Source organism: Rathayibacter sp. AY1A5, from assembly GCF_002930875.1.
Lineage (GTDB): Bacteria > Actinomycetota > Actinomycetes > Actinomycetales > Microbacteriaceae > Rathayibacter.
In genome coordinates this window covers 1-20,294 of sequence record NZ_PSTM01000006.1, presented here as the reverse complement: position 1 = coordinate 20,294, position 20,294 = coordinate 1, and the positions used below count along the sequence as shown (strand labels likewise).

Here is a 20,294-nt window from a genome sequence, read left to right as displayed (position 1 = left end):
GGGCACCGGTTTCGCCCCGCCGAGCGCGGAGTGACGTTCACAAGGAGAGAACATGCCCAAGATGAAGACCCACTCGGGTGCCAAGAAGCGCTTCAAGGTGACCGGCTCCGGCAAGGTCATGAAGCAGCAGGCCGGCATGCGTCACAACCTGGAGTCCAAGTCCAGCGTTCGCACGCGCCGCCTCAACCAGGACCAGGTCCTCGCCCCGCAGGACGCCAAGGTCGCCAAGAAGCTTCTCGGTCTGTAGCCCACCGCCGGCGCAGCCCGCTGCGCCGCGTGGTCGCTACTCAGCCGACACGGATCGATAGGAAGAAACAGCAATGGCAAGAGTGAAGAGGGCCGTCAACGCCCACAAGAAGCGTCGCGTCATCCTCGAGCGCGCCTCGGGCTACCGCGGCCAGCGGTCGCGCCTCTACCGCAAGGCGAAGGAGCAGGTCACCCACTCCCTCGTCTACTCGTACCGCGACCGCCGCGCCAAGAAGGGCGAGTTCCGTCGTCTCTGGATCCAGCGCATCAACGCCGCGTCCCGCGCGAACGGCCTGACCTACAACCGCTTCATCCAGGGCCTCGCCCTGGCCGGCGTCCAGGTCGACCGCCGCATCCTCGCGGACCTCGCGATCACCGAGCCGGCCACGTTCGCCTCGCTCGTCGCGACCGCGAAGAGCGCGCTGCCCGCCGACACCTCGGCGCCCAAGGCCGCAGCGTAGTCAGCACGGCTTCCCGGAGGGGGTCGCGACCGAGAGGTCGCGGCCCCCTCCGTCGTCCGCAGGCCCTCCCGCGCCGTGTCTGCGGGGGCGGCGATCACCGCGCCGATAGGCTCGCCGCATGCTCGACAACCCCCGCTCTCCCCGTGTCCGCTCCGTGGCGAAGCTCACCCGCCGCCCGGCCCGGCTCGAGACGGGGCTCTTCCTCCTCGAGGGCCCGCAGGCTCTCTCCGAGGCGCTGCAGTACCGCCCGGAGCTGATCGTCGAGTCGTTCGCGACTCCGACAGCTCTGGAGCGCCACCCCGAGATCGTCGCCGCCGCCGCCGAGGCGGAGGTGGAGATCGAGTACGTGACCGAGGACGTCCTCGACGCGATGGCCGACACCGTCACTCCGCAGGGCTTCGTCGCGGTCTGCCGTCAGTTCCCCACGTCGCTCAAGGACGTCGTCGCCTCCGAGCCGCGTCTCGTGGCGGTGCTCGAGGAGGTCCGCGACCCGGGCAACCTCGGCACGATCATCCGTGCCGCCGACGCCGCCGGTGCTGACGCGGTCGTGCTGTCCGGCCGCTCGGTCGACCTCTACAATCCCAAGGTCGTGCGCTCCACGACCGGCTCGCTCTTCCACCTCCCGGTCGCGGTCGGCGCCGACCTCGCCGACGTGCTGGGCCGGCTCCGCGGCGTGGGCCTCCGCTCCGTCGCGGCCGACGTGAAGGGGGAGGACCTGCTCGACGTCCGCGCACGCGGGGACCTCGCCCAGCCGACCGTCTGGGTCTTCGGCAACGAGGCGCGCGGCCTCGAGGACGAGTCGCTCGCCCTCGTCGACGGCGTGGTCGCGGTGCCCATCTACGGGGCGGCGGAGTCGCTCAACCTCGCGACCGCGGCCTCCGTCTGCCTGTACGAGAGCGCCTTCGCGCTGCGTTCCTGAGAGGAACCGGGCCGAGGGTGCCGCGAACCTGGAGAACAGGGCGCGTTGTTACCCTTCGGTTAAGAATTCCCTCATGATTTGACCGGCCCATCCCCGTGTGCTTCTCTGACGGCATGGTCACAGCCCCGCAAGACGAGCGCGCCGCCGCTCCCGCCGGTGAACCCCTCGTCGTCCTCTCCGGGGTGCAGAAGCACTACGGCGACTTCCAGGCTCTGAAGGACATCGATCTGACGGTGCACCGGGGCGAGGTCGTCGTGGTCCTCGGCCCCTCCGGGTCCGGCAAGTCGACGCTCTGCCGCACGGTCAACCGGCTCGAGACGATCTCGGGCGGCACCATCACCATCGACGGGCAGAAGCTCCCGGAGGAGGGCAAGGGCCTCGCCGCGCTCCGCGCCGACGTCGGGATGGTCTTCCAGTCGTTCAACCTGTTCGCGCACAAGACGATCCTCGAGAACGTCACCCTCGGCCCGATCAAGGTCCGCGGGCTCTCCCGCAAGGACGCGGAGGCCCAGGCCACGGCGCTGCTCGACCGGGTCGGCGTCGGCCACCAGGCGGCCAAGACGCCGGCCCAGCTCTCCGGCGGGCAGCAGCAGCGCGTCGCGATCGCGCGGGCGCTGGCGATGAAGCCCAAGGTGATGCTGTTCGACGAGCCGACCTCGGCGCTCGACCCCGAGATGATCAACGAGGTCCTGGACGTGATGGTCGGGCTCGCCAAGGACGGGATGACGATGATCGTCGTGACCCACGAGATGGGCTTCGCCCGGAAGGCCGCCGACCGCGTCGTGTTCATGGCCGACGGCGAGATCCTCGAGGACACCGACCCGGAGTCGTTCTTCACCGCGCCCCGCACCGACCGGGCCAAGGACTTCCTCTCCAAGCTCATCACGCACTAGAAGCGCGATCAGCAGCCACCAGGCAGGTCGGACCCGTGACCCGGGAGCCGACCCGACATCGCCCGCTCCGGCGGGCCGAACCCCAGGAAGGACGATCATGCGCACCAGGCTCATGTTCATGACCGCGGGACTCGCGGCAGCGACCCTCGCCCTCGCCGGCTGCTCCGGCGACTCCGGAACCGCCGGCGGCGGCGCCGGTGGAGGCTCCGAGGGAGGGACCTCCGCGTACGAGGTCGCCTCCGACGTCACTCTCGAGGGCAGCCCGACCTTCGACGCGATGACCGCGGACGGCAAGGTCGTCATCGGCGTCAAGGAGGACCAGCCCGGGCTGGGCTACCTCGACGCGGCGACCGGCGAGCGCTCCGGCTTCGACATCGAGATCGCGAAGTGGACCGCGGCCTCGCTCGGCTTCGCGGCCGACGCCATCGAGTTCAAGGCGATCCCGTCGGCCAACCGCGAGGCGTCGATCGTGAACGGCGACATCGACTACTACGTCGGCACCTACTCGATCACCGACAAGCGCAAGGAGCAGGTCGGCTTCGCCGGACCCTACTTCGAGACCGGCCAGCAGCTGCTCGTCGCGGCCGACAACGACACGATCACCGGACCGGACGACCTCACCGCCGACACCACCGTGTGCTCGGCCACCGGCTCCACCCCGATCCAGAACATCCGCACCAACTACCCCGAGGTGAAGACCGAGGAGTTCGACACGTACTCGCAGTGCGTGGACGCCCTCTCCGACGGCACCGTCGACGCCGTCACCACCGACGGCGCGATCCTGATCGGCTACGCCGCTCAGAAGCCCGACGAGCTCAAGGTCGTCGGAGAGCCCTTCAGCACCGAGCTCTACGGCATCGGCCTGCCGAAGGACGACGACGCCCTGCGCCACTTCGTCAACGGCATGCTGACCGACGGCGGCGAGACCTGGAGCGCCATCTACGACGAGACGCTCGGCCAGTCCGGCACGACCGTCACCCAGCCGGCGGTGAACGACTACTAGGAGGCGCCCCGGGCGGCCCGACCGCCGCCCGGGGGTCCCCTCTCCTCGACCACCACCACCGCTCCGACAGAAGGGCCAGCCGCATGGATGTCCTGTTGAACAACCTCGACGTCTACGTCCCGGCCTTCGGCAACACCCTGATCCTCTTCAGCGCCTCGCTCGTGTTCGCCCTGCTGATCGGCACGGTGGTCGGCGCGATGCGCGTCTCGCCCGTCCCGATCGCCCGCGCGGTCGGCACGGTGTACGTGAACACCATCCGGAACACCCCGCTCACGCTGGTGATGTTCTTCTTCGCCTTCGGCTACCCCAAGCTCGACCTGCCGCAGGTGGACTATACGAACCTCGCGATCTGCGCCCTCAGCCTCTACACCGCGACCTACGTCGCGGAGGTGCTGCGGTCGGGCATCAACACTGTGCCGATCGGCCAGGCCGAGGCGGCCCGCGCGATCGGCCTCGACTTCGGCCTCACGATGACGCAGGTCGTCCTGCCCCAGGCCTTCCGCTCCGTGATCCCGCCGCTCATGAGCGTCCTGATCGCGCTGCTGAAGAACACCACCGTCGCCGCCGGCTTCTCGGTCGCGGAGGCGGGCACCATCGTCCGCGTGCTCAACGAGCGCGGCGAGAACAGCCTCATCGTCGTCCTCTGGGTGGCCCTGGTCTTCGTGGTCCTGGTCACCCTGCTCTCGCTCGTCCAACGTCAGCTCGAGAAGAAGTGGAGGGTCGCCCGATGAGCTCCGTCCTCTTCGACAACCCCGGCCCCCGGGCCGTCGTGCGCAACCGCGTCATCGGCGTCGTCGTCGTCCTGCTGATCGCGGCCTTCCTCGGCTTCGTGGTCTGGCGCTTCGCGGAGTCCGGCCAGTTCGACGCCTCCAAGTGGCGCGCGTTCGGCTACCCGCTGGTCTGGCAGAGCATCGGCGGCGCCCTCGGCCGCACGCTCGCGGCCTTCGCCACGGCGGGCGTCGCCAGCCTCGTCCTCGGCCTCCTCCTGGCGATCGGCCGGCTCTCGGACCGGCGCTGGATCAACGTCCCCGTCACGCTCTTCATCGAGCTGTTCCGGGCGATCCCCGTCCTGATCCTGATGATGCTGATGTACTACGGCCTGCCGTTCGCGGGCCTCAAGCTCAGCCCCTACCTCGCCGTCGTCATCGCCCTGACCCTCTACAACGGCTCCGTCTTCTCCGAGATCTTCCGCGCCGGCATCGAAGCCCTCCCGCGAGGACAGAAGGAGGCGGGCTACGCGATCGGCCTGCGCAAGTCCGGCGTGATGCGGCTCATCCTGTTCCCCCAGGCGATCCGCTCGATGCTGCCCGTGATCATCGCCCAGCTCGTCGTCGCCCTCAAGGACACGGCGCTCGGCTCGATCATCACCTACAACGAGCTGCTGTACTACGCGCGCTACCTGGGCAACCAGTCGAGCCTCGACAGCCCGATCATCCCGGCGGCGATCGTCATCGGAGCGATCTACATCGGCATCTGCCTCCTCCTCTCGGGGCTGGCGAAGTGGATCGAGATCCGCACCAAGAGCGGCGGACGCGGCGGCCGCGCCATCGGCGGCCACCCCGCAGCCCGCGCGCAGACGGACACGCAGCTGATCGCTGTGCAGGACTGAACTGTGAGGATCGCCCGAGGGCGATCCTCACCGCGGTCGGCTTCCTGACGGGGTCGGGTTCCGCAGAGCGTCCTGCGTCCGGCTACGGAGAATCGCTGACACGCGATTCTCCTGTTCGCCTCGAGGGTCCGGCGATCGCTCAGCGCATCGAGCGGTGGTGCTCCGCTCCGGCGTCGTCGACGCGGAGGCGGTGGTGATCGGGGAGCCGCGATCGATCCGGGCGTCTTCTCGTCTTCCCGTCCGGCGGCGCCCAGCTTCCTGCCGGTGGAGCGGCCTCCGACCCCGGCGTAGCGAGAACCCGCCCCTGCTGGTCGAGCAGCGCCGGTGGCGGGGCTTCGACAGCCGTCGGCGCAGACGGGGGCCGGCCGCGGGCGAGCGCGACGAGCACCGCGCGCGGGCGGCGGGAGGGGGCGGAGGCCCTCGCCTACACTGGGGGATCGTGTCAGACAGCAACCCGATCACCGACGAGGCCGTCTCCGCGGCGGTCGCCGACGCCCTCGCCGCCATCGGCGCGGCGGGCGACTCCACCGCTCTGAAGTCCGCCCGAGCCGCCCACCTCGGCGAGGGGTCCGCCCTCGCCCGCCTCAACGCGCAGATGCGCTCCGTCCCGCCCGAGCACAAGGCGGCGTCCGGCAAGCTCGTCGGCGGTGCCCGCAAGCAGGTGGGCGACGCCTACGCCGCCCGCGAGGCCGAGCTCGTCGAGGCGGAGGACGCGGCCGCGCTCGAGGCCGAGCGCGTGGACGTCACCGCCGGCGCCAGCTTCGTGCGCCGCGGCGCCCGCCACCCCCTCTCGCTCCTCCAGGAGTCGATCTCCGACGTGTTCGTCGGGATGGGCTGGGAGATCGCGGAGGGGCCGGAGCTCGAGAACGAGTGGTTCAACTTCGACGCCCTGAACTTCGACGAGGACCACCCGGCCCGCGCCATGCAGGACACCTTCTTCGTCGACCCCGTCGACTCGCACCTGGTGCTGCGCACGCACACCTCGCCGGTGCAGATCCGCTCGATGCTCGAGCGCCCGCTGCCGCTCTACGTGATCGCTCCCGGACGGGTGTACCGCACCGACGAGCTCGACGCGACGCACACGCCCGTGTTCACGCAGTTCGAGGGTCTCGCCGTCGACCGCGGCCTGACCATGGCGCACCTGCGGGGCACCCTCGAGCACGTCGCGCGGATCCTCTTCGGCGACGACGCGCGCATCCGCCTGCGCCCGAACTACTTCCCCTTCACCGAGCCCAGCGCCGAGCTGGACGTCTGGCACCCGACCTTCGTCGGCGGTGCCCGCTGGATCGAGTGGGGCGGCTGCGGCATGGTCAATCCGAACGTGCTGCGCGCGGCCGGGATCGACCCGGAGGAGTACTCCGGGTTCGCCTTCGGCATGGGGATCGAGCGGACCCTGATGTTCCGCAACGACGTGAAGGACATGCGCGACATGGTCGAGGGCGACGTCCGCTTCAGCGAGCAGTACGGGATGGTGATCTGATGCGCATCCCGCTGAGCTGGCTGGGGGAGTACGTCGACCTCGAGCAGGACGTCACGACGGAGTCCGTGCACGCGGCCCTGGTGTCGGTCGGCCTGGAGGAGGAGGACGTCCACCGCTTCGAGGTGACCGGCCCCGTCGTCGTCGGTGAGGTGCTCGACCTCGCTCCGGAGCCGCAGAAGAACGGCAAGACCATCAACTGGTGCCACGTCCGCGTGGCCCCGGAGGGCGGGCGTGCCGCCGACGGCGGAGAGGACGTCCGCGGCATCGTCTGCGGAGCCCACAACTTCGCGGCCGGCGACAAGGTCGTCGTGTCACTGCCGGGCGCGGTCCTGCCCGGGCCGTTCCCGATCTCCGCGCGGAAGACCTACGGGCACGTGTCCGACGGGATGATCGCCTCGAGCCGCGAGCTCGGCCTCGGGGACGACCACGACGGCATCCTCCGCCTCGCCTCACTCGGGCTCGACCCGGATCCGGGCACGGACGCCGTCGCGCTCCTCGGTCTCGACGACGCCGCGGTCGAGGTCAACGTGACGCCCGACCGCGGCTACGCCTTCTCGATCCGCGGCATCGCCCGCGAGTACGCCCACGCCACCGGAGCCGCCTTCCGCGACCCCGCTCAGGCGCTCCCTCCGCACGAGCGCACGGAGACGGCGCCCGTCTTCCCCGTGTCCGTGGCCGACGAGGCGCCGATCCGCGGCCGTGTCGGCGCCTCCGTGTTCGTCACGCGCGTCGTCCGGGGCGTCGACGTCTCGCGACCGACGCCGCCGTGGATGCTCGCGCGACTGCGCCTGGCCGGCGTCCGCTCGATCTCGCTCGTCGTGGACATCACCAACTACGTGATGTTCGAGCTCGGCCAGCCGCTGCACGGCTACGACCTGGCGACCCTGCAGGGAGGCATCGTGGTGCGCCGCGCCGCACCGGGGGAGACCCTCGAGACGCTCGACGGCCAGACCCGGCGCCTGCACGCGGAGGACCTCGTCATCGCCGACGACGGCGGGGCGATCGGCCTCGCCGGAGTGATGGGGGGCGCGCGCACCGAGATCTCGGACGCCACGTCCGACGTCCTGCTCGAGGCGGCGAACTTCGACCCGGTCTCGATCGCCCGGACGGCTCGCCGGCACAAGCTGCCGAGCGAGGCGTCGCGGCGCTTCGAGCGCGGCGTCGACCCCGAGGTGGCCTCGGTCGCCGCGGCCCGCGCGGTGCAGCTGCTGGTGGAGCTCGCCGGCGGCACGGCGGACGAGCTCGGCTCGGTCCTGGCCGACCCGCGCACGGCGGAGCCGGTCGAGCTGCCGGACGGCTACGTCGCAGGCCTCATCGGGGTGGAGTACACCCCGGAGGAGATCCGCGGCGCGCTCGTCGAGATCGGCGCCTCCGTCGAGGCCGGCGGAGCGGGCCTGCTGGTGACTCCGCCGAGCTGGCGCCCGGACCTCGTCGACCGCGCCTCGCTCGCGGAGGAGGTCGCCCGCATCACCGGGTACGACCGCATCCCGGCGATCCTGCCCGTCGCGCCTCCCGGCCGCGGTCTGACCCCGGGCCAGAGGCTGCGCCGCACTCTCGCCCAGGCGCTCGCCGCCGCGGGCCTGACCGAGGTGCTCTCGTACCCGTTCCTCTCGCGCTCGATCAACGACCGGCTCGGCTCGGTCGACGGGGAGCCAAAGGAGCAGATCACGCTCGCGAACCCGCTCGACGCGACCGCGGGCCAGCTGCGCATCTCGCTGCTGCCGGGTCTCGTGCAGGTCGCGGCCCGCAACCGCTCGCGCGGCCTGACGGATCTCGCGGTCTACGAGCTCGGCTCCGTCTTCCTCCCGGTCGCCGGCCGCCCGTTCGGGTCCGGGACGCTCCCTGCGGGCGGGGCGCGTCCGTCCGCGGAGGTCGAGGCCGAGCTGAACGCGGGCATCCCACCGCAGCCGCGGCACCTCGCGGCGCTGCTCACGGGCGCCGCCGTCGTGCGCCAGCCAGGTGTCGCCGGCCGTGACGTCGACTGGCGCGACGCCCTCGACGTGGTCCGCGAGGTCTCCGCGGCGACCGGCACCGAGCTGGTGCTGCGCCAGGGGGCCCACGCCGCGCTGCACCCGGGCCGCACCGCAGAGGTCGTCCTCGACGGCGCGGTCATCGGCCACGCGGGGGAGCTGCTCCCGGCGCTCGCCGAGGAGCTCGACCTCCCGCGCCGCGTCGCCGTGGTCGAGCTCGACCTGGAGCCGCTGCTCGCGCGGGCCGGGAGGGTCGTCGTGGCCCGTCCGGTGGGCGCGCTGCCCGCCGCGACCCAGGACCTCTCGCTCGTCGTGCCGGTCGGCACCGCGGCCGCCGAGGTGCGCGCCGCCGTCGCCGAGGGGGCGGGCGAGCTGCTCGAGGCGATCCGCCTGGTCGACGACTACCGCGGCACCGGGCTCGCCGAGGGGACGAAGTCGCTGACGTTCGCGCTGCGCTTCCGTGCGCCGGACCGCACGCTCACCGCGGCCGAGGCGACGGCCGCGAAGGAGAGCGGCGTGGCCGTCGCGGCGGAGCGCTTCGGCGCCCGACTCCGCGAGTGAGGCCGGGGGTCCCGTCCGGCTCGGCCGGGCGGGGCCCCGCACCCGCACCGGCTAGGCTCTCGGGCATGACTTTCTCCGTGGCGGTGGCCGGTGCGAGCGGCTACGCGGGCGGCGAGCTGCTGCGACTGCTCGCCGACCACCCCGAGTTCGAGGTGCGCACGGTGACGGCGCACGCCAACGCGGGTCAGCCCCTCATCGCCGTGCACCCGCACCTCCGCTCGCTCCGCGACCTCGTCCTCGTCGACACGACGACCGGGAACCTCGCCGGGCACGACGTCGTCTTCCTCGCCCTCCCGCACGGGAAGTCGGGCGAGATCACCGCGACCCTCCCCGAGGACGTCCTCGTCGTCGACTGCGGCGCCGACCACCGCCTGACCGACCCGCAGGACTGGGCCGACTTCTACGGGGGCGACTTCGCCGGGGCCTGGCCCTACGGGCTCCCGGAGCTGCTGATCGGCGGCGGCGGACGCAAGCAGCGCGAGGCGCTCGCCGGAGTGCGGCGCATCGCCGTCCCCGGCTGCAACGTCACGGCGATCACGCTCGGCCTGGCCCCCGGTCTGCACGCCGGAGTGATCGAGTCGTCGGACCTCGTCGCGGTCCTCGCCGTCGGCCCCTCGGGTGCGGGCAAGAGCCTGCGGACCGACCTCCTCGCCAGCGAGCTCCTCGGCTCCGCGCACGCCTACGGCCTCGGCGGAGCGCACCGTCACAATCCCGAGATCCGGCAGAATCTCCTGCTCGCCGGAGCCGGACCCGTCTCGATCTCGTTCACGCCGGTCCTCGTGCCGATGTCCCGGGGCATCCTGGCGACCTCGACCGCGCGCCTCGCCCCCGGCGTCTCGGCGCAGGACGTGCGCGCCGCGTGGGAGACCGCCTACGGCGACGAGACCTTCGTCCAGCTGCTCCCGGAGGGCTCCTTCCCCCGGACGGCCGACGTGGTGGGGGCGAACACCGCTCTGATCGGACTCGCCGTGGACGAGCGGGCCCGCCGCGTCGTGGTCGTCTCGGCCATCGACAACCTGGTCAAGGGCACCGCGGGCGCGGCCGTCCAGTCCACCAACATCGCCCTGGGACTCCCGGAGTCCCTCGGCCTGAGCGTGAACGGAGTCGCGCCGTGAGCGTCACCGCAGCCGCAGGGTTCCGGGCGGCCGGAGTCGTCGCCGGGCTGAAGTCGACCGGAGCGCGCGACGTCGCGCTCGTGCAGAACCTCGGCCCGCTGCAGAGCGCTGCCGCGGTCTTCACGAGCAACCGCTGCAAGGCGAACCCCGTCCTCTGGAGCGAGCAGGTGATGCGCGACGGCGTCGTCTCGGCGATCGTCCTCAACTCCGGCGGCGCCAACTGCTACACGGGTGCTCAGGGCTTCCAGGTCACCCACCGCACCGCGGAGCTCGTGGGCGAGAGCCTCGAGGTGTCCGCCGGCGACGTGCTGGTGTGCTCCACCGGGCTGATCGGCGACCAGCTCGACCTCGCGAAGCTCACCACCGGCGTGACCGGCGCCTCCGCCGAGCTCGCCGGGGGACCCGAGGCGGGCGAGGCGGCCGCCCGCGCGATCATGACCACCGACACGGTCCCGAAGCAGGCGGTGGTCCGCTCCGAGCAGGGCTGGAGCATCGGCGGCATGGCCAAGGGCGCCGGGATGCTCGCGCCGGGTCTGGCGACGATGCTGGTCGTGATCACGACTGACGCGGCCCTCGAGTCCGCCGCTCTCGACACCGCCCTGCGTGCCGCGACCCGCGTCACCTTCGACCGCCTCGACTCGGACGGCTGCATGTCGACGAACGACACCGTCGCACTGCTCGCGAGCGGCGCCAGCGGCGTCGAGGCCGACGCCGACGAGTTCACCGCGGCCCTGACCGCGGTCTGCCGCGACCTCACCCTGCAGCTGCAGGCCGACGCGGAGGGCGCCGCCCACGACGTCGCGATCCGCGTGCTGAACGCCGCGACCGAGGACGAGGCCGTGGTCGTCGCCCGCGCCGTCTCCCGCAGCAACCTGTTCAAGGCCGCGATCTTCGGCAAGGATCCCAACTGGGGCCGCGTCCTCGCCGCCGTGGGCACGACCGATGCGCAGTTCGACCCGTACGGCATCGACGTCGCGATGAACGGGGTGCAGGTCTGCCTCGCGGGCGAGCCGCACGAGAGCCGCGACCTCGTCGACCTCGCCCCTCGGGAGGTCGCCGTCGACATCGACCTGCACGCCGGCGACGCGACGGCCACGATCTGGACCAACGACCTCACGCACGACTACGTGCACGAGAACTCCGCGTACTCGAGCTGAGGCGGCCATGAGTGACGACACCACCCTCTCGGCCGAGAGCCGCGCCGAGCGCGACGCCGCGCCCGGGAAGGCCGCGACGCTCATCGAGTCGCTGCCCTGGCTGCAGAGCTTCCACGGGCGCACGATGGTGATCAAGTTCGGCGGCAACGCGATGGTGTCGGAGGAGCTGCAGCGCTCCTTCGCCCAGGACATGGTCTACCTGCGCTACGCCGGGATCCGCCCCGTGGTCGTCCACGGCGGCGGGCCCCAGATCTCGCGGATGCTCGACCGGCTCGGGATCGAGAGCGAGTTCCGGGGCGGCTACCGGGTCACGAGCCCCGAGGCGATGGAGGTGGTGCGGATGGTGCTCACCGGCAGCATCAGCCGCGACATCGTCCGCCGGATCAACGAGCACGGCCCCCTCGCCGCCGGCATCTCCGGTGAGGACGCGGGCCTCTTCGTCGGCCGCCGCCGCGGTGTCGTGATCGACGGCGAGGAGCACGACCTCGGACTCGTCGGAGACGTGATCGCCGTGGACCCCGCCGCCGTCCTCGCTCAGCTCGAGGCCGGCCGGATCCCGGTCGTGTCCTCGATCGCCCCCGACTCGGACGACCCCACGCAGTCGCTGAACGTCAACGCCGACGCCGCCGCCGCCGCGCTGGCCGTCGCGCTCGGCGCCGAGAAGCTCGTCGTCCTCACCGACGTGGCCGGCCTCTACTCCGACTGGCCCGACCGCGAGTCGCTCGTCTCGCACATCCGCTCGGACGACCTCGCGGCTCTGCTGCCCTCGCTCGAATCGGGCATGATCCCCAAGATGACCGCCTGCCTCGACGCCGTGCGCGGGGGAGTGCCCAAGGCCGCCATCATCGACGGCCGCATCCCGCACTCGATCCTGCTCGAGGTGTTCACCTCGGAGGGCATCGGCACCGAGGTCGTCGCCTCGCTCGACCCCCGCGACCGGGAGCGAATGTCGGGCCGCTGATCCTCAGCGGCCCCGGCTCCGAGCGCCCGTCCCGTCCGGGACGCGCGCACCGTCGGCCCTCGCGGCCGGACCGCTCCGATCGAAAGGCCACCATGTCCATCCCCACGACCGCGTCCCGCACCGGCTCGGCGCGCGACCGCTACTCCGCCGCGATGATGCAGACCTTCGCGCCGCCGCTCGCCGTGCTCGAGCGCGGCGAGGGCTGCCGGGTCTGGGACGTCGACGGGCGGGAGTACCTCGACTTCCTCGGCGGCATCGCCGTCAACTCGCTCGGCCATGCGCATCCCGTGTTCGTCGAGGCCGTGACGCGCCAGGCCGGTGCGCTCGCCCACGTCTCCAACTACTTCGCGACCGCCCCGCAGATCGAGCTCGCCGAGACCCTGCGCCGCCTCACCGGGGCCGGGGAGACGGGCCGCGTCTACTTCGCCAACTCGGGCACCGAGGCCAACGAGGCGGCCTTCAAGCTGGCGCGGCTGAACGCGGCCGGCGGCCGGCACCGCGTCCTGGCGCTGCAGAACGCGTTCCACGGGCGGACGATGGGCGCGCTCGCTCTGACCGGCAAGGCGGCCATGCGCGCGCCGTTCGAGCCGATGCCGGGAGGGGTCGAGCACCTCGAGGCGAGAATCGAGGCCCTCGAGGCGGCTCTCGACGAGTCCGTCGCCGCGCTGATCGTCGAGCCCATCCAGGGGGAGGCGGGCGTCATCCCGCTGCCGGCCGGCTACCTCGAGCGCGCGCGGGAGCTCACCCGCGAGCACGGCGCGCTGCTCATCGTCGACGAGATCCAGACCGGGGTCGGGCGGACCGGACGCTGGTTCGCCTACCAGGAGGCGGGGATCCTGCCCGACGCCGTCACCCTGGCCAAGGGGCTCGGCGGAGGCTTCCCCGTCGGAGCGCTGGTGACCTTCGGCGAGGCGTCCGACCTCCTGCAGAAGGGCCACCACGGCAGCACCTTCGGCGGCAATCCGCTCGCGACCGCCGTGGCCGGAGCCGTGCTCGCCGAGATCGAGCGCGCCGACCTTCTCGGCAACGCGCGGGAGCGCGGGGCGCAGATCGTCGACGCGCTGACCGCTCTCGACTCGCCCCTGATCGGAGGGGTCCGCGGCGCGGGCCTCCTCCTGGGCATCGCCCTGACCCGGCCGGTCGCCGCCGAGCTCGCCGCCGCCTGCCTCGACGCCGGCCTGATCGTGAACGCGGCGAACGACTCGAGCATCCGGCTCGCGCCTCCGCTCGTGGTGACCGCCGCCGACGTCGCCGAGTTCGCCGAGCGCTTCGGCCGCGCACTGCAGACCCTCTGACCCCGTACCTCCACCGAAAGCGACCAGCACCGTGACCCGCCACTTCCTCCGCGACGACGACATCACTCCCGCCGAGCAGGCCGAGATCCTCGACCTCGCCCTCGATCTCAAGCGCGACCGCTTCTCCCGGAAGCCCCTCGCCGGGCCGCAGACCGTCGCCGTGATCTTCGACAAGTCCTCCACGCGCACCCGTGTCTCCTTCGCGGTCGGCATCGCCGATCTCGGCGGCAGCCCCCTGATCATCTCGACCGCGAGCAGCCAGCTCGGCGGCAAGGAGACCGCCTCCGACACGGCGCGGGTGCTGGAGCGCCAGGTCGCCGCCATCGTGTGGCGCACCTACGCGCAGTCGGGCCTGGAGGAGATGGCACGCAGCACTCGCGTGCCGGTCGTCAACGCGCTCTCGGACGAGTTCCACCCGTGCCAGCTCCTCGCCGACCTGCTGACCATCCGCGAGCACCGCGGTCACCTCGCCGGCCTCACGCTCACGTTCTTCGGCGACGGAGCGAGCAACATGGCGCACTCGTACCTCCTGGCGGGGGCCACGGCCGGCATGCACGTCCGCATCGTCTCTCCGGAGTCGTACTCGCCGGACGCGGCGGTCCTGGCCGATGCGCAGCGCATCGCCGCGACCACCGGCGGATCGGCGATCACCACAACCGACCCCGACGAGGGCGCGGCCGGCTCCGACATCGTGATCACGGACACGTGGGTGTCGATGGGCAAGGAGGACGAGAAGGCGGCGCGCGTCGCGACCTTCGGCGCCTACCGGGTCGACGCGGCCACGATGACCGCCGCCGCTCCCGATGCGCTGTTCCTGCACTGCCTGCCCGCGGATCGCGGCTACGAGGTGACCGCCGACGTGATCGACGGCCCGCAGAGCGTGATCTGGGACGAGGCGGAGAACCGCCTGCACGCGCAGAAGGCCCTGCTCGTGTGGCTCCTGGAGCGCGCCGGCACCGCCGACGCCGCTCAGTAGACTCGACAGCCGAACCCGAGGAGAACCATGACGGAACGACCCTCCGCCCGCGCGGGCGAGGCCGGAGCCCTCTGGGGCGGCCGCTTCGCCGGCGGCCCCTCGCCCGAGCTCGCCGCGCTCTCGAGGTCGACCCACTTCGACTGGCAGCTCGCCCCCTACGACCTCGCCGGCTCCCGCGCCCACGCCCGGGCGCTCGCCGGAGCGGGCTACCTCGACGACGCCGAGCTCACCGCGATGCTCGCGGCGCTCGACCGGCTCGAGGCTGCCGTCGCCGACGGGAGCTTCGCCGCCGACGAGTCGGACGAGGACGTGCACGGCGCCCTCGAGCGCGGCCTGATGCTCGAAGCCGGTCCCGAGCTCGGCGGCAAGCTCCGCGCGGGGCGCTCGCGCAACGACCAGATCGCCACCTTCGTCCGGATGTACCTCCGCGACCACGCGGCGCTCGTCTCGGAGCTGGTGGTGCAGCTCATCGACGCCCTCGCCGCGCAGGCGTCGGCGCACCCGACGGCGATCATGCCCGGGCGCACCCACCTCCAGCACGCTCAGCCCGTGCTCCTCGCGCACCATCTGCTCGCCCACGGCTGGGCGCTGCTGCGCGATCTGGAGCGCCTGCGGGACTGGGCCGTCCGGGCGGACGTCTCGCCCTACGGCTCGGGCGCTCTCGCCGGCTCGACCCTCGGCCTCGACGCCGAGGCGGTCGCCCGCGATCTCGGCTTCGCGTCGAGCGTGCCGAACTCGATCGACGGGACGGCCAGCCGCGACCTCGTCGCCGAGTTCGCCTTCGTCACCGCCATGATCGGGATCGACGTCTCGCGCATCGCGGAGGAGGTCATCCTCTGGAACACGCGGGAGTTCGCCTTCGTCACGCTCGACGACGGCTACTCGACCGGGTCCTCGATCATGCCGCAGAAGAAGAACCCCGACATCGCCGAGCTCGCCCGGGGGAAGTCCGGCCGCTTGATCGGCAACCTCACCGGGCTGCTCGCGACCCTCAAGGCGCTGCCGCTCGCCTACAACCGCGACCTGCAGGAGGACAAGGAGCCGGTCTTCGACTCGGTGACGACCCTCGAGGTGCTGCTGCCCGCGTTCAGCGGCATGATCGCGACCCTCACCTTCCACACCGACCGGATGGCGGAGCTCGCGCCCCAGGGCTTCTCCCTCGCGACCGACGTGGCCGAGTGGCTCGTGAAGAAGCACGTGCCCTTCCGGGACGCCCACGAGATCACCGGTGAGCTGGTCAAGCTGGCGGAGTCGCAGGGGAGGGGGCTCGAGGATCTCGACGACGCCGCGCTCGCCTCGGTGTCGCCGCTGCTCACTCCAGACGTGCGGTCCGTCCTCAGCATCGAGGGATCGGTGGCGAGCCGGGACGGTGTCGGCGGCACGGCTCCCGACCGCGTCGCGGAGCAGCTCGCCCGGCTGACCGAGCGCGTCCGGGTCGTGCGCGGATCCCTCCGAGGGGAACGCCCGTGACTCTTCGAGGAGCGCCGGGCGACGACGGCCGTCCGCCGCTGCGCCCCTGGCAGCAGCGGACTCTGGTGCTCGTCGCCGCAGTCGTCATCGTCGCGGTGATCGTGATCACCCTCGTGTCGGGCCAGAGCTTCTTCTGAGCGCCGACCTCCCCGACCTCGCGCGCTCGGCCCTCGAGGTGGCACCGGAGCTGCTCGGCCGCGTCCTCCTGCACCGCACGCCGGAGGGCGTGGTCGGCGTCCGGCTGACCGAGGTCGAGGCGTACCTCGGAACCGGTGAGGATCCGGGCTCGCATGCGCACCGCGGACCGACACCCCGGACGGCTCCCATGTTCGGTCCGCCCGGGTCCGTGTACGCGTACTTCACCTACGGGATGCACACCTGCGTGAACATCGTCTGCTCCCCGGCGGGCACGGCGTCGGCGGTGCTGCTGCGCGCCGGCGAGGTCGTATCGGGGGAGGATCTCGCGATGATCCGGCGCGGACCCGTTCGCAGCCGGGATCTGGCCCGCGGACCCGCACGGCTGGCGAAGGCCCTCGGAGTCCGTCTCACCGAGTCGGGCGACCCGCTCGAGGCGGCGTTCGAGCTGCTGCCGGGGAAGAGGCCGTCCTCCGTGGCGGCGGGCCCGCGCACCGGCGTCTCGGGCCCGGGTGGCGGGGACGACTTCCCGTGGCGCTTCAGCATCCCGGGCGACCCCACCGTCTCGCCCTACCGGAGAGCAGTGCCCCGGCGGCGGCCCGGAGCTCAGCCCGCGAGGTAGAGCCGGGCGAGCACGCCGAGAGCCGCCGACCAGGCGAGGCTCGCCAGCGTGCCGATGATGAACCGCTCGCGCGCCTCCGGGGAGGCGAGCTCGCTGAAGCGGCCGACGCCCTTGATCGCCACCACGACCGCGATCCCCTCGGGGAGACCGCTCATCAGTGCGCCGGCCGTCGCGATCCGCTCGAGGACCCCTATCGTCGTCCCGCCGCGGAGCACCTCGATCGGCTGGCCGATCGCCGAGGGCGCGCTCCCGGCGGCGGGGCGGGAGGATCCGGCGACCATGATGCCGCCGTGGCTGCCGCTGCGGGAATCGGCCGTCGCGAGCCGGAGGGTGAGCAGCACGATCGGCCCGCCGCCCGCGACCGCCAGCGCGAAGGCCAGCACCGCCACCAGGACGGAGTGGATCGGGGGCGCGGACGGTCCGGCGACCGCCGTGAGGAGGAAGGCGGCGGCCGCCGCCGCGAGGGGGATCCAGGCGAGCTGCGGACGGCGCAGGCGCACGGCCAGCATCGCACCGGCGAGTCCGGCGAGCAGCACGAGCACCACGCCCGTCCACGAGGCGGACTGCAGCGCGGAGGCGAGGAGCAGGGCGGGGGATCCGGGGGGTGCCGTCATCGGGGAGTCCTCTCGTCGGTGGGGTCGAGCGTACGGTCGACCACCGTCAGCAGGCGCGCGAGCGCATCACGGGCGGGAGCGTCGACTCGAGCACTCGCCGCGCGGACCCGGAGGCTGACCGCCTGCGGGCTGACGGCGAGGCGCTCGGCCGCATCCTTCTGGGAGAGGCCGCTCTCGAGCAGGTCGACGATCTGCCAGCCGGCCTCGGAGCGCGCGTCGCGCAGCAGGAGGAGCGGATCGATCAGCGCCTGGACGTCCGCCGGTGCCGGCGCCGCCGTTCCCGGTGCGTCCGGATCGAGGGAGAAGCGCGTCGGCCGGCCCTTCGCCGCCTCGACCGCCCGGCGCGCCGCGAAGTACGCCTCCCCGGTCGCCGCTCTCGTGGTCGCGGGGAGTGGCCGGTCGACGGGGCCGATCCCGAGGCCGATGCTCCAGTGGCCGGTCCGGTGCAGCTCGAGCACGAGCGCGACGACGGCATCGGCCCGGTCGAGCACGCACTGGAACTCGTCGCCCGCCGTCCGCTCCGGGGGCAGGACGAACGACGCCCGACCGTCGTCGATCAGGCGCGCGATCGCCTGGTCCACGCGGTCGTGGTCGTGCCTGCTGTCGCGCTGATCCGCGGTGATGACGAACATCGGACCTCCTCGATCAAGTATCGGCACTTGATCGCCCGGGATCAAGCCTGTGCGCTTGACTCCCGGAGACCGGCTCCTTCCTGCCGCGGTAGCCTGGTCGGGTGATCGACCAGCACCTCCCCGGGTCCGCGACGAGCCCGCAGCTCGACCCCGCCTTCGACTCCGTGTGGGACGAGCTGGTCTGGCGAGGCTCGGTGCACGTGTCGACCGATGCGGGAGCGTTGCGCGAGCTGCTGTCGGGGGAGCCGATCACCTACTACTGCGGTTTCGACCCGACCGCGCCCAGCCTCCACCTCGGGAACCTGGTGCAGCTGATCGTCATGCGCCGGCTCCAGCTGGCCGGGCATCGGCCGCTCGGGCTCGTCGGCGGCTCGACCGGGCTGATCGGGGATCCGCGTCCAACGGCCGAGCGGACGCTGAACTCGCGCGAGACGGTGACGGCGTGGGTCGAGCGCCTCCAGGCGCAGGTGTCCCGGTTCGTTCCCGCGGGCGGCGACAACGGGCTGCGCCTGGTCAACAACCTCGACTGGACCGCTCCGCTGTCGGCGATCGACTTCCTGCGGGAGATCGGGAAGCACTTCCGTGTGGGGACGATGCTCAAGAAGGACGCGGTCAGCGCCCGTCTCAACTCCGACGCGGGGATCAGCTACACCGAGTTCAGCTACCAGATCCTGCAGGGACTCGACTACCTGGAGCTCTACCGGCAGTACGGGTGCGTCCTGCAGACCGGCGGCAGCGACCAGTGGGGCAACCTGACGAGCGGGACCGACCTGATCCACCGCACGGAGGGCGTGTCGGTCCACGCGATCGGCACACCCCTGGTGATGAACTCCGACGGCACCAAGTTCGGCAAGAGCGAGGGCAACGCCGTCTGGCTCGACTCCGAGCTCACCAGCCCGTACGCGTTCTACCAGTTCTGGGTCAACACGGACGACCGTGACGTCGCCGACCGCCTGCGGATCTTCACCTTCCTGCCGCGCACGGAGATCGAGCGCCTGGAGAAGGCCGCCGCCGACGAGCCGTTCCGCCGGGAGGCGCAGCGCGCGCTCGCCTGGGAGGTTACGTCGCTGGTGCACGGAGCGGAGGCGACGCGGTCGGTGATCGACGCCTCGGCCGCGCTCTTCGGCAAGGGCTCGCTCGAGGGGATCGACCCGGTCATCCTCCGCGGCGCGCTCGAGGCGGTGCCCTCGATGGAGGCGACCCCGGAGACGCCGGCGCTGCAGGCGTTCGTCGAGACCGGACTCGTCGCCAGCACGGGGGAGGCGCGGCGGGCTCTCGCCCAGGGCGGGCTCTCGGTGAACAACACCGCCCTCCCGTCCGAGACCGTCACGCTCGGCGAGCTCCCGTTGATCGACGGGATCGCCGTCCTCCGTCGCGGCAAGAAGAGCTTCGCCGGGGCCTTCGTCCGCTGACCGCGTGCCCGCTCTCCTCGAGCGGACGCGGACGATGACGGCGTCGGCGGTCTCATCAACACGGTGTCCCGTGTCCCGTAGCCGGTAGCCGGTAGCCGGTAGCCGGTGGCCGGTGGCCGGTAGCCGGTGGCCGGTGGCCGGTGGCCGGTAGCAGGTAGCCGGTGTCGGGTACCGAGTCGGACACTCAGCGACGCACGGCCCCTGAATCGCGACACGCCCGGGACGCAGGCGATTTGCCGCTCGGCCGAGGCCCGACGTAATGTAACTCCTCGTCACCCCAAAGGAGCGGCAAGCGGGAGTCAGGCGCAGAGCGTCGAGACCAGCTGGCCCACCTCAAGCGGGGACCATCCCCTCGCTCCCAGGCCTGTTAGAGATTCGTCTCTTGAAGACTGCGGGATCGCGAGCGTAAGATGCAAAGCCTCCACGGGACACGGTCCCGGCTTCGTTGCAAGGCCTCACGGCCGAGCCCGGTGCAGCGGTGCGGTCCTCGATCGTGCAGCGAACACCACGAAGAAGCCGGACTTGACACGGCCTGCGGATGTGCTAAGTTAGTCGAGTTGCCACGGAGGCGATCGGGACTTCGGTTCTGACAAGCCTAACCGGTCTCGGCAAGCAAGACAAATCGAGTGGCTCACGCCCTCGTACAGCAAACTTCGATCACTTTCGTTGTGAAGCACCGTTCTGGTGTGGAGGCGGGATGTGTCCGATTCTTGAGAACTCAACAGCGTGCACTATGTTCAATGCCAATTTTATACCCCGGCCT

General features: G+C 71.9%; 20 protein-coding genes. 18 read left to right on the top strand and 2 right to left on the bottom strand.

Annotated features, from left to right (window positions below; genetic code table 11):
* Positions 1–52 precede the first annotated feature (52 nt).
* The 17 genes from rpmI (at position 53) to C5B98_RS05325 (ending at position 16,873) form a co-directional block, all read left to right on the top strand.
* On the top strand, positions 53–247 hold the full coding sequence (gene rpmI / locus C5B98_RS05400; RefSeq protein ID WP_055793295.1) for a 50S ribosomal protein L35: 195 nt from the start codon (positions 53–55) through the stop codon (positions 245–247).
* Between the two features lie 73 nt (positions 248–320).
* Positions 321–707: a 50S ribosomal protein L20 gene (gene rplT / locus C5B98_RS05395; protein WP_104224487.1), complete on the top strand. Its 387-nt coding sequence runs from the start codon at positions 321–323 to the stop codon at positions 705–707.
* Positions 708–825: 118 nt separating this feature from the next.
* Positions 826–1,626, top strand: coding sequence for an RNA methyltransferase (locus C5B98_RS05390; RefSeq protein ID WP_104224488.1), 801 nt, complete (start codon positions 826–828; stop codon positions 1,624–1,626).
* Positions 1,627–1,739: 113 nt separating this feature from the next.
* Entirely contained in the window at positions 1,740–2,519 is a 780-nt protein-coding gene (locus tag C5B98_RS05385; protein WP_104224489.1) for an amino acid ABC transporter ATP-binding protein, read from the top strand.
* Positions 2,520–2,616: 97 nt separating this feature from the next.
* The gene (locus tag C5B98_RS05380) at positions 2,617–3,522 is read left to right on the top strand and encodes a glutamate ABC transporter substrate-binding protein (RefSeq protein ID WP_159913628.1); all 906 of its coding nucleotides are present in this window, start codon (positions 2,617–2,619) and stop codon (positions 3,520–3,522) included.
* Between the two features lie 83 nt (positions 3,523–3,605).
* Entirely contained in the window at positions 3,606–4,253 is a 648-nt protein-coding gene (locus C5B98_RS05375) for an amino acid ABC transporter permease (protein WP_104327411.1), read from the top strand.
* Positions 4,250–5,131 (top strand): amino acid ABC transporter permease, encoded by an 882-nt coding sequence (locus tag C5B98_RS05370; protein ID WP_104250187.1) that lies wholly within the window; start codon positions 4,250–4,252, stop codon positions 5,129–5,131. Before C5B98_RS05375 ends, C5B98_RS05370 begins: the two co-directional genes overlap by 4 nt.
* A 439-nt stretch (positions 5,132–5,570) precedes the next feature.
* Positions 5,571–6,611 (top strand): phenylalanine--tRNA ligase subunit alpha, encoded by a 1,041-nt coding sequence (gene pheS / locus C5B98_RS05365; protein WP_104327410.1) that lies wholly within the window; start codon positions 5,571–5,573, stop codon positions 6,609–6,611.
* The gene (gene pheT / locus C5B98_RS05360) at positions 6,611–9,142 is read left to right on the top strand and encodes a phenylalanine--tRNA ligase subunit beta (RefSeq protein ID WP_104327409.1); all 2,532 of its coding nucleotides are present in this window, start codon (positions 6,611–6,613) and stop codon (positions 9,140–9,142) included. The genes pheS and pheT overlap by 1 nt, the downstream gene beginning before the upstream one ends.
* A gap of 65 nt (positions 9,143–9,207) precedes the next feature.
* Positions 9,208–10,257: an N-acetyl-gamma-glutamyl-phosphate reductase gene (gene argC, locus C5B98_RS05355; RefSeq protein ID WP_104226315.1), complete on the top strand. Its 1,050-nt coding sequence runs from the start codon at positions 9,208–9,210 to the stop codon at positions 10,255–10,257.
* Positions 10,254–11,414, top strand: coding sequence for a bifunctional glutamate N-acetyltransferase/amino-acid acetyltransferase ArgJ (gene argJ, locus C5B98_RS05350; RefSeq protein WP_104292057.1), 1,161 nt, complete (start codon positions 10,254–10,256; stop codon positions 11,412–11,414). The genes argC and argJ overlap by 4 nt, the downstream gene beginning before the upstream one ends.
* A gap of 7 nt (positions 11,415–11,421) precedes the next feature.
* Entirely contained in the window at positions 11,422–12,375 is a 954-nt protein-coding gene (argB, locus tag C5B98_RS05345) for an acetylglutamate kinase (RefSeq protein ID WP_104224497.1), read from the top strand.
* Positions 12,376–12,467: 92 nt separating this feature from the next.
* Entirely contained in the window at positions 12,468–13,670 is a 1,203-nt protein-coding gene (locus C5B98_RS05340; RefSeq protein WP_104327408.1) for an acetylornithine transaminase, read from the top strand.
* Between the two features lie 31 nt (positions 13,671–13,701).
* Complete coding sequence (gene argF / locus C5B98_RS05335) at positions 13,702–14,646, top strand: ornithine carbamoyltransferase (protein WP_104327407.1); 945 nt, start codon at positions 13,702–13,704, stop codon at positions 14,644–14,646.
* Positions 14,647–14,673: 27 nt separating this feature from the next.
* Positions 14,674–16,116, top strand: a complete 1,443-nt coding sequence (argH, locus tag C5B98_RS05330; protein WP_104250193.1) for an argininosuccinate lyase — start codon at positions 14,674–14,676, stop codon at positions 16,114–16,116.
* Positions 16,113–16,253: a hypothetical protein gene (locus C5B98_RS16850; protein WP_160034127.1), complete on the top strand. Its 141-nt coding sequence runs from the start codon at positions 16,113–16,115 to the stop codon at positions 16,251–16,253. The genes argH and C5B98_RS16850 overlap by 4 nt, the downstream gene beginning before the upstream one ends.
* Positions 16,250–16,873 (top strand): DNA-3-methyladenine glycosylase, encoded by a 624-nt coding sequence (locus tag C5B98_RS05325; RefSeq protein ID WP_104327406.1) that lies wholly within the window; start codon positions 16,250–16,252, stop codon positions 16,871–16,873. Before C5B98_RS16850 ends, C5B98_RS05325 begins: the two co-directional genes overlap by 4 nt.
* Here the strand turns inward: C5B98_RS05325 and C5B98_RS05320 are convergent.
* Positions 16,858–17,487, bottom strand: a complete 630-nt coding sequence (locus C5B98_RS05320) for a hypothetical protein (protein ID WP_104327405.1) — start codon at positions 17,485–17,487, stop codon at positions 16,858–16,860. The two genes, C5B98_RS05325 and C5B98_RS05320, sit on opposite strands and share 16 nt — an antisense overlap.
* Complete coding sequence (locus tag C5B98_RS05315) at positions 17,484–18,119, bottom strand: DNA-binding protein (protein WP_104327404.1); 636 nt, start codon at positions 18,117–18,119, stop codon at positions 17,484–17,486. Before C5B98_RS05315 ends, C5B98_RS05320 begins: the two co-directional genes overlap by 4 nt.
* A gap of 101 nt (positions 18,120–18,220) precedes the next feature.
* On the opposite strand from C5B98_RS05315, the gene tyrS reads away from it, so the two are divergent.
* Positions 18,221–19,531: a tyrosine--tRNA ligase gene (gene tyrS, locus C5B98_RS05310; RefSeq protein WP_104250196.1), complete on the top strand. Its 1,311-nt coding sequence runs from the start codon at positions 18,221–18,223 to the stop codon at positions 19,529–19,531.
* Positions 19,532–20,294 lie beyond the last annotated feature (763 nt).

Coding starts and splice junctions, on each gene's coding strand:
- rpmI (WP_055793295.1), top strand. CDS start 53: ATGCCCAAGATGAAGACCCACTCGGGTGCCAAGAAGCGCTTCAAGGTG.
- rplT (WP_104224487.1), top strand. CDS start 321: ATGGCAAGAGTGAAGAGGGCCGTCAACGCCCACAAGAAGCGTCGCGTC.
- C5B98_RS05390 (WP_104224488.1), top strand. CDS start 826: ATGCTCGACAACCCCCGCTCTCCCCGTGTCCGCTCCGTGGCGAAGCTC.
- C5B98_RS05385 (WP_104224489.1), top strand. CDS start 1,740: ATGGTCACAGCCCCGCAAGACGAGCGCGCCGCCGCTCCCGCCGGTGAA.
- C5B98_RS05380 (WP_159913628.1), top strand. CDS start 2,617: ATGCGCACCAGGCTCATGTTCATGACCGCGGGACTCGCGGCAGCGACC.
- C5B98_RS05375 (WP_104327411.1), top strand. CDS start 3,606: ATGGATGTCCTGTTGAACAACCTCGACGTCTACGTCCCGGCCTTCGGC.
- C5B98_RS05370 (WP_104250187.1), top strand. CDS start 4,250: ATGAGCTCCGTCCTCTTCGACAACCCCGGCCCCCGGGCCGTCGTGCGC.
- pheT (WP_104327409.1), top strand. CDS start 6,611: ATGCGCATCCCGCTGAGCTGGCTGGGGGAGTACGTCGACCTCGAGCAG.
- argC (WP_104226315.1), top strand. CDS start 9,208: ATGACTTTCTCCGTGGCGGTGGCCGGTGCGAGCGGCTACGCGGGCGGC.
- argB (WP_104224497.1), top strand. CDS start 11,422: ATGAGTGACGACACCACCCTCTCGGCCGAGAGCCGCGCCGAGCGCGAC.
- C5B98_RS05340 (WP_104327408.1), top strand. CDS start 12,468: ATGTCCATCCCCACGACCGCGTCCCGCACCGGCTCGGCGCGCGACCGC.
- argH (WP_104250193.1), top strand. CDS start 14,674: ATGACGGAACGACCCTCCGCCCGCGCGGGCGAGGCCGGAGCCCTCTGG.
- C5B98_RS05320 (WP_104327405.1), bottom strand. CDS start 17,487: ATGACGGCACCCCCCGGATCCCCCGCCCTGCTCCTCGCCTCCGCGCTG.
- C5B98_RS05315 (WP_104327404.1), bottom strand. CDS start 18,119: ATGTTCGTCATCACCGCGGATCAGCGCGACAGCAGGCACGACCACGAC.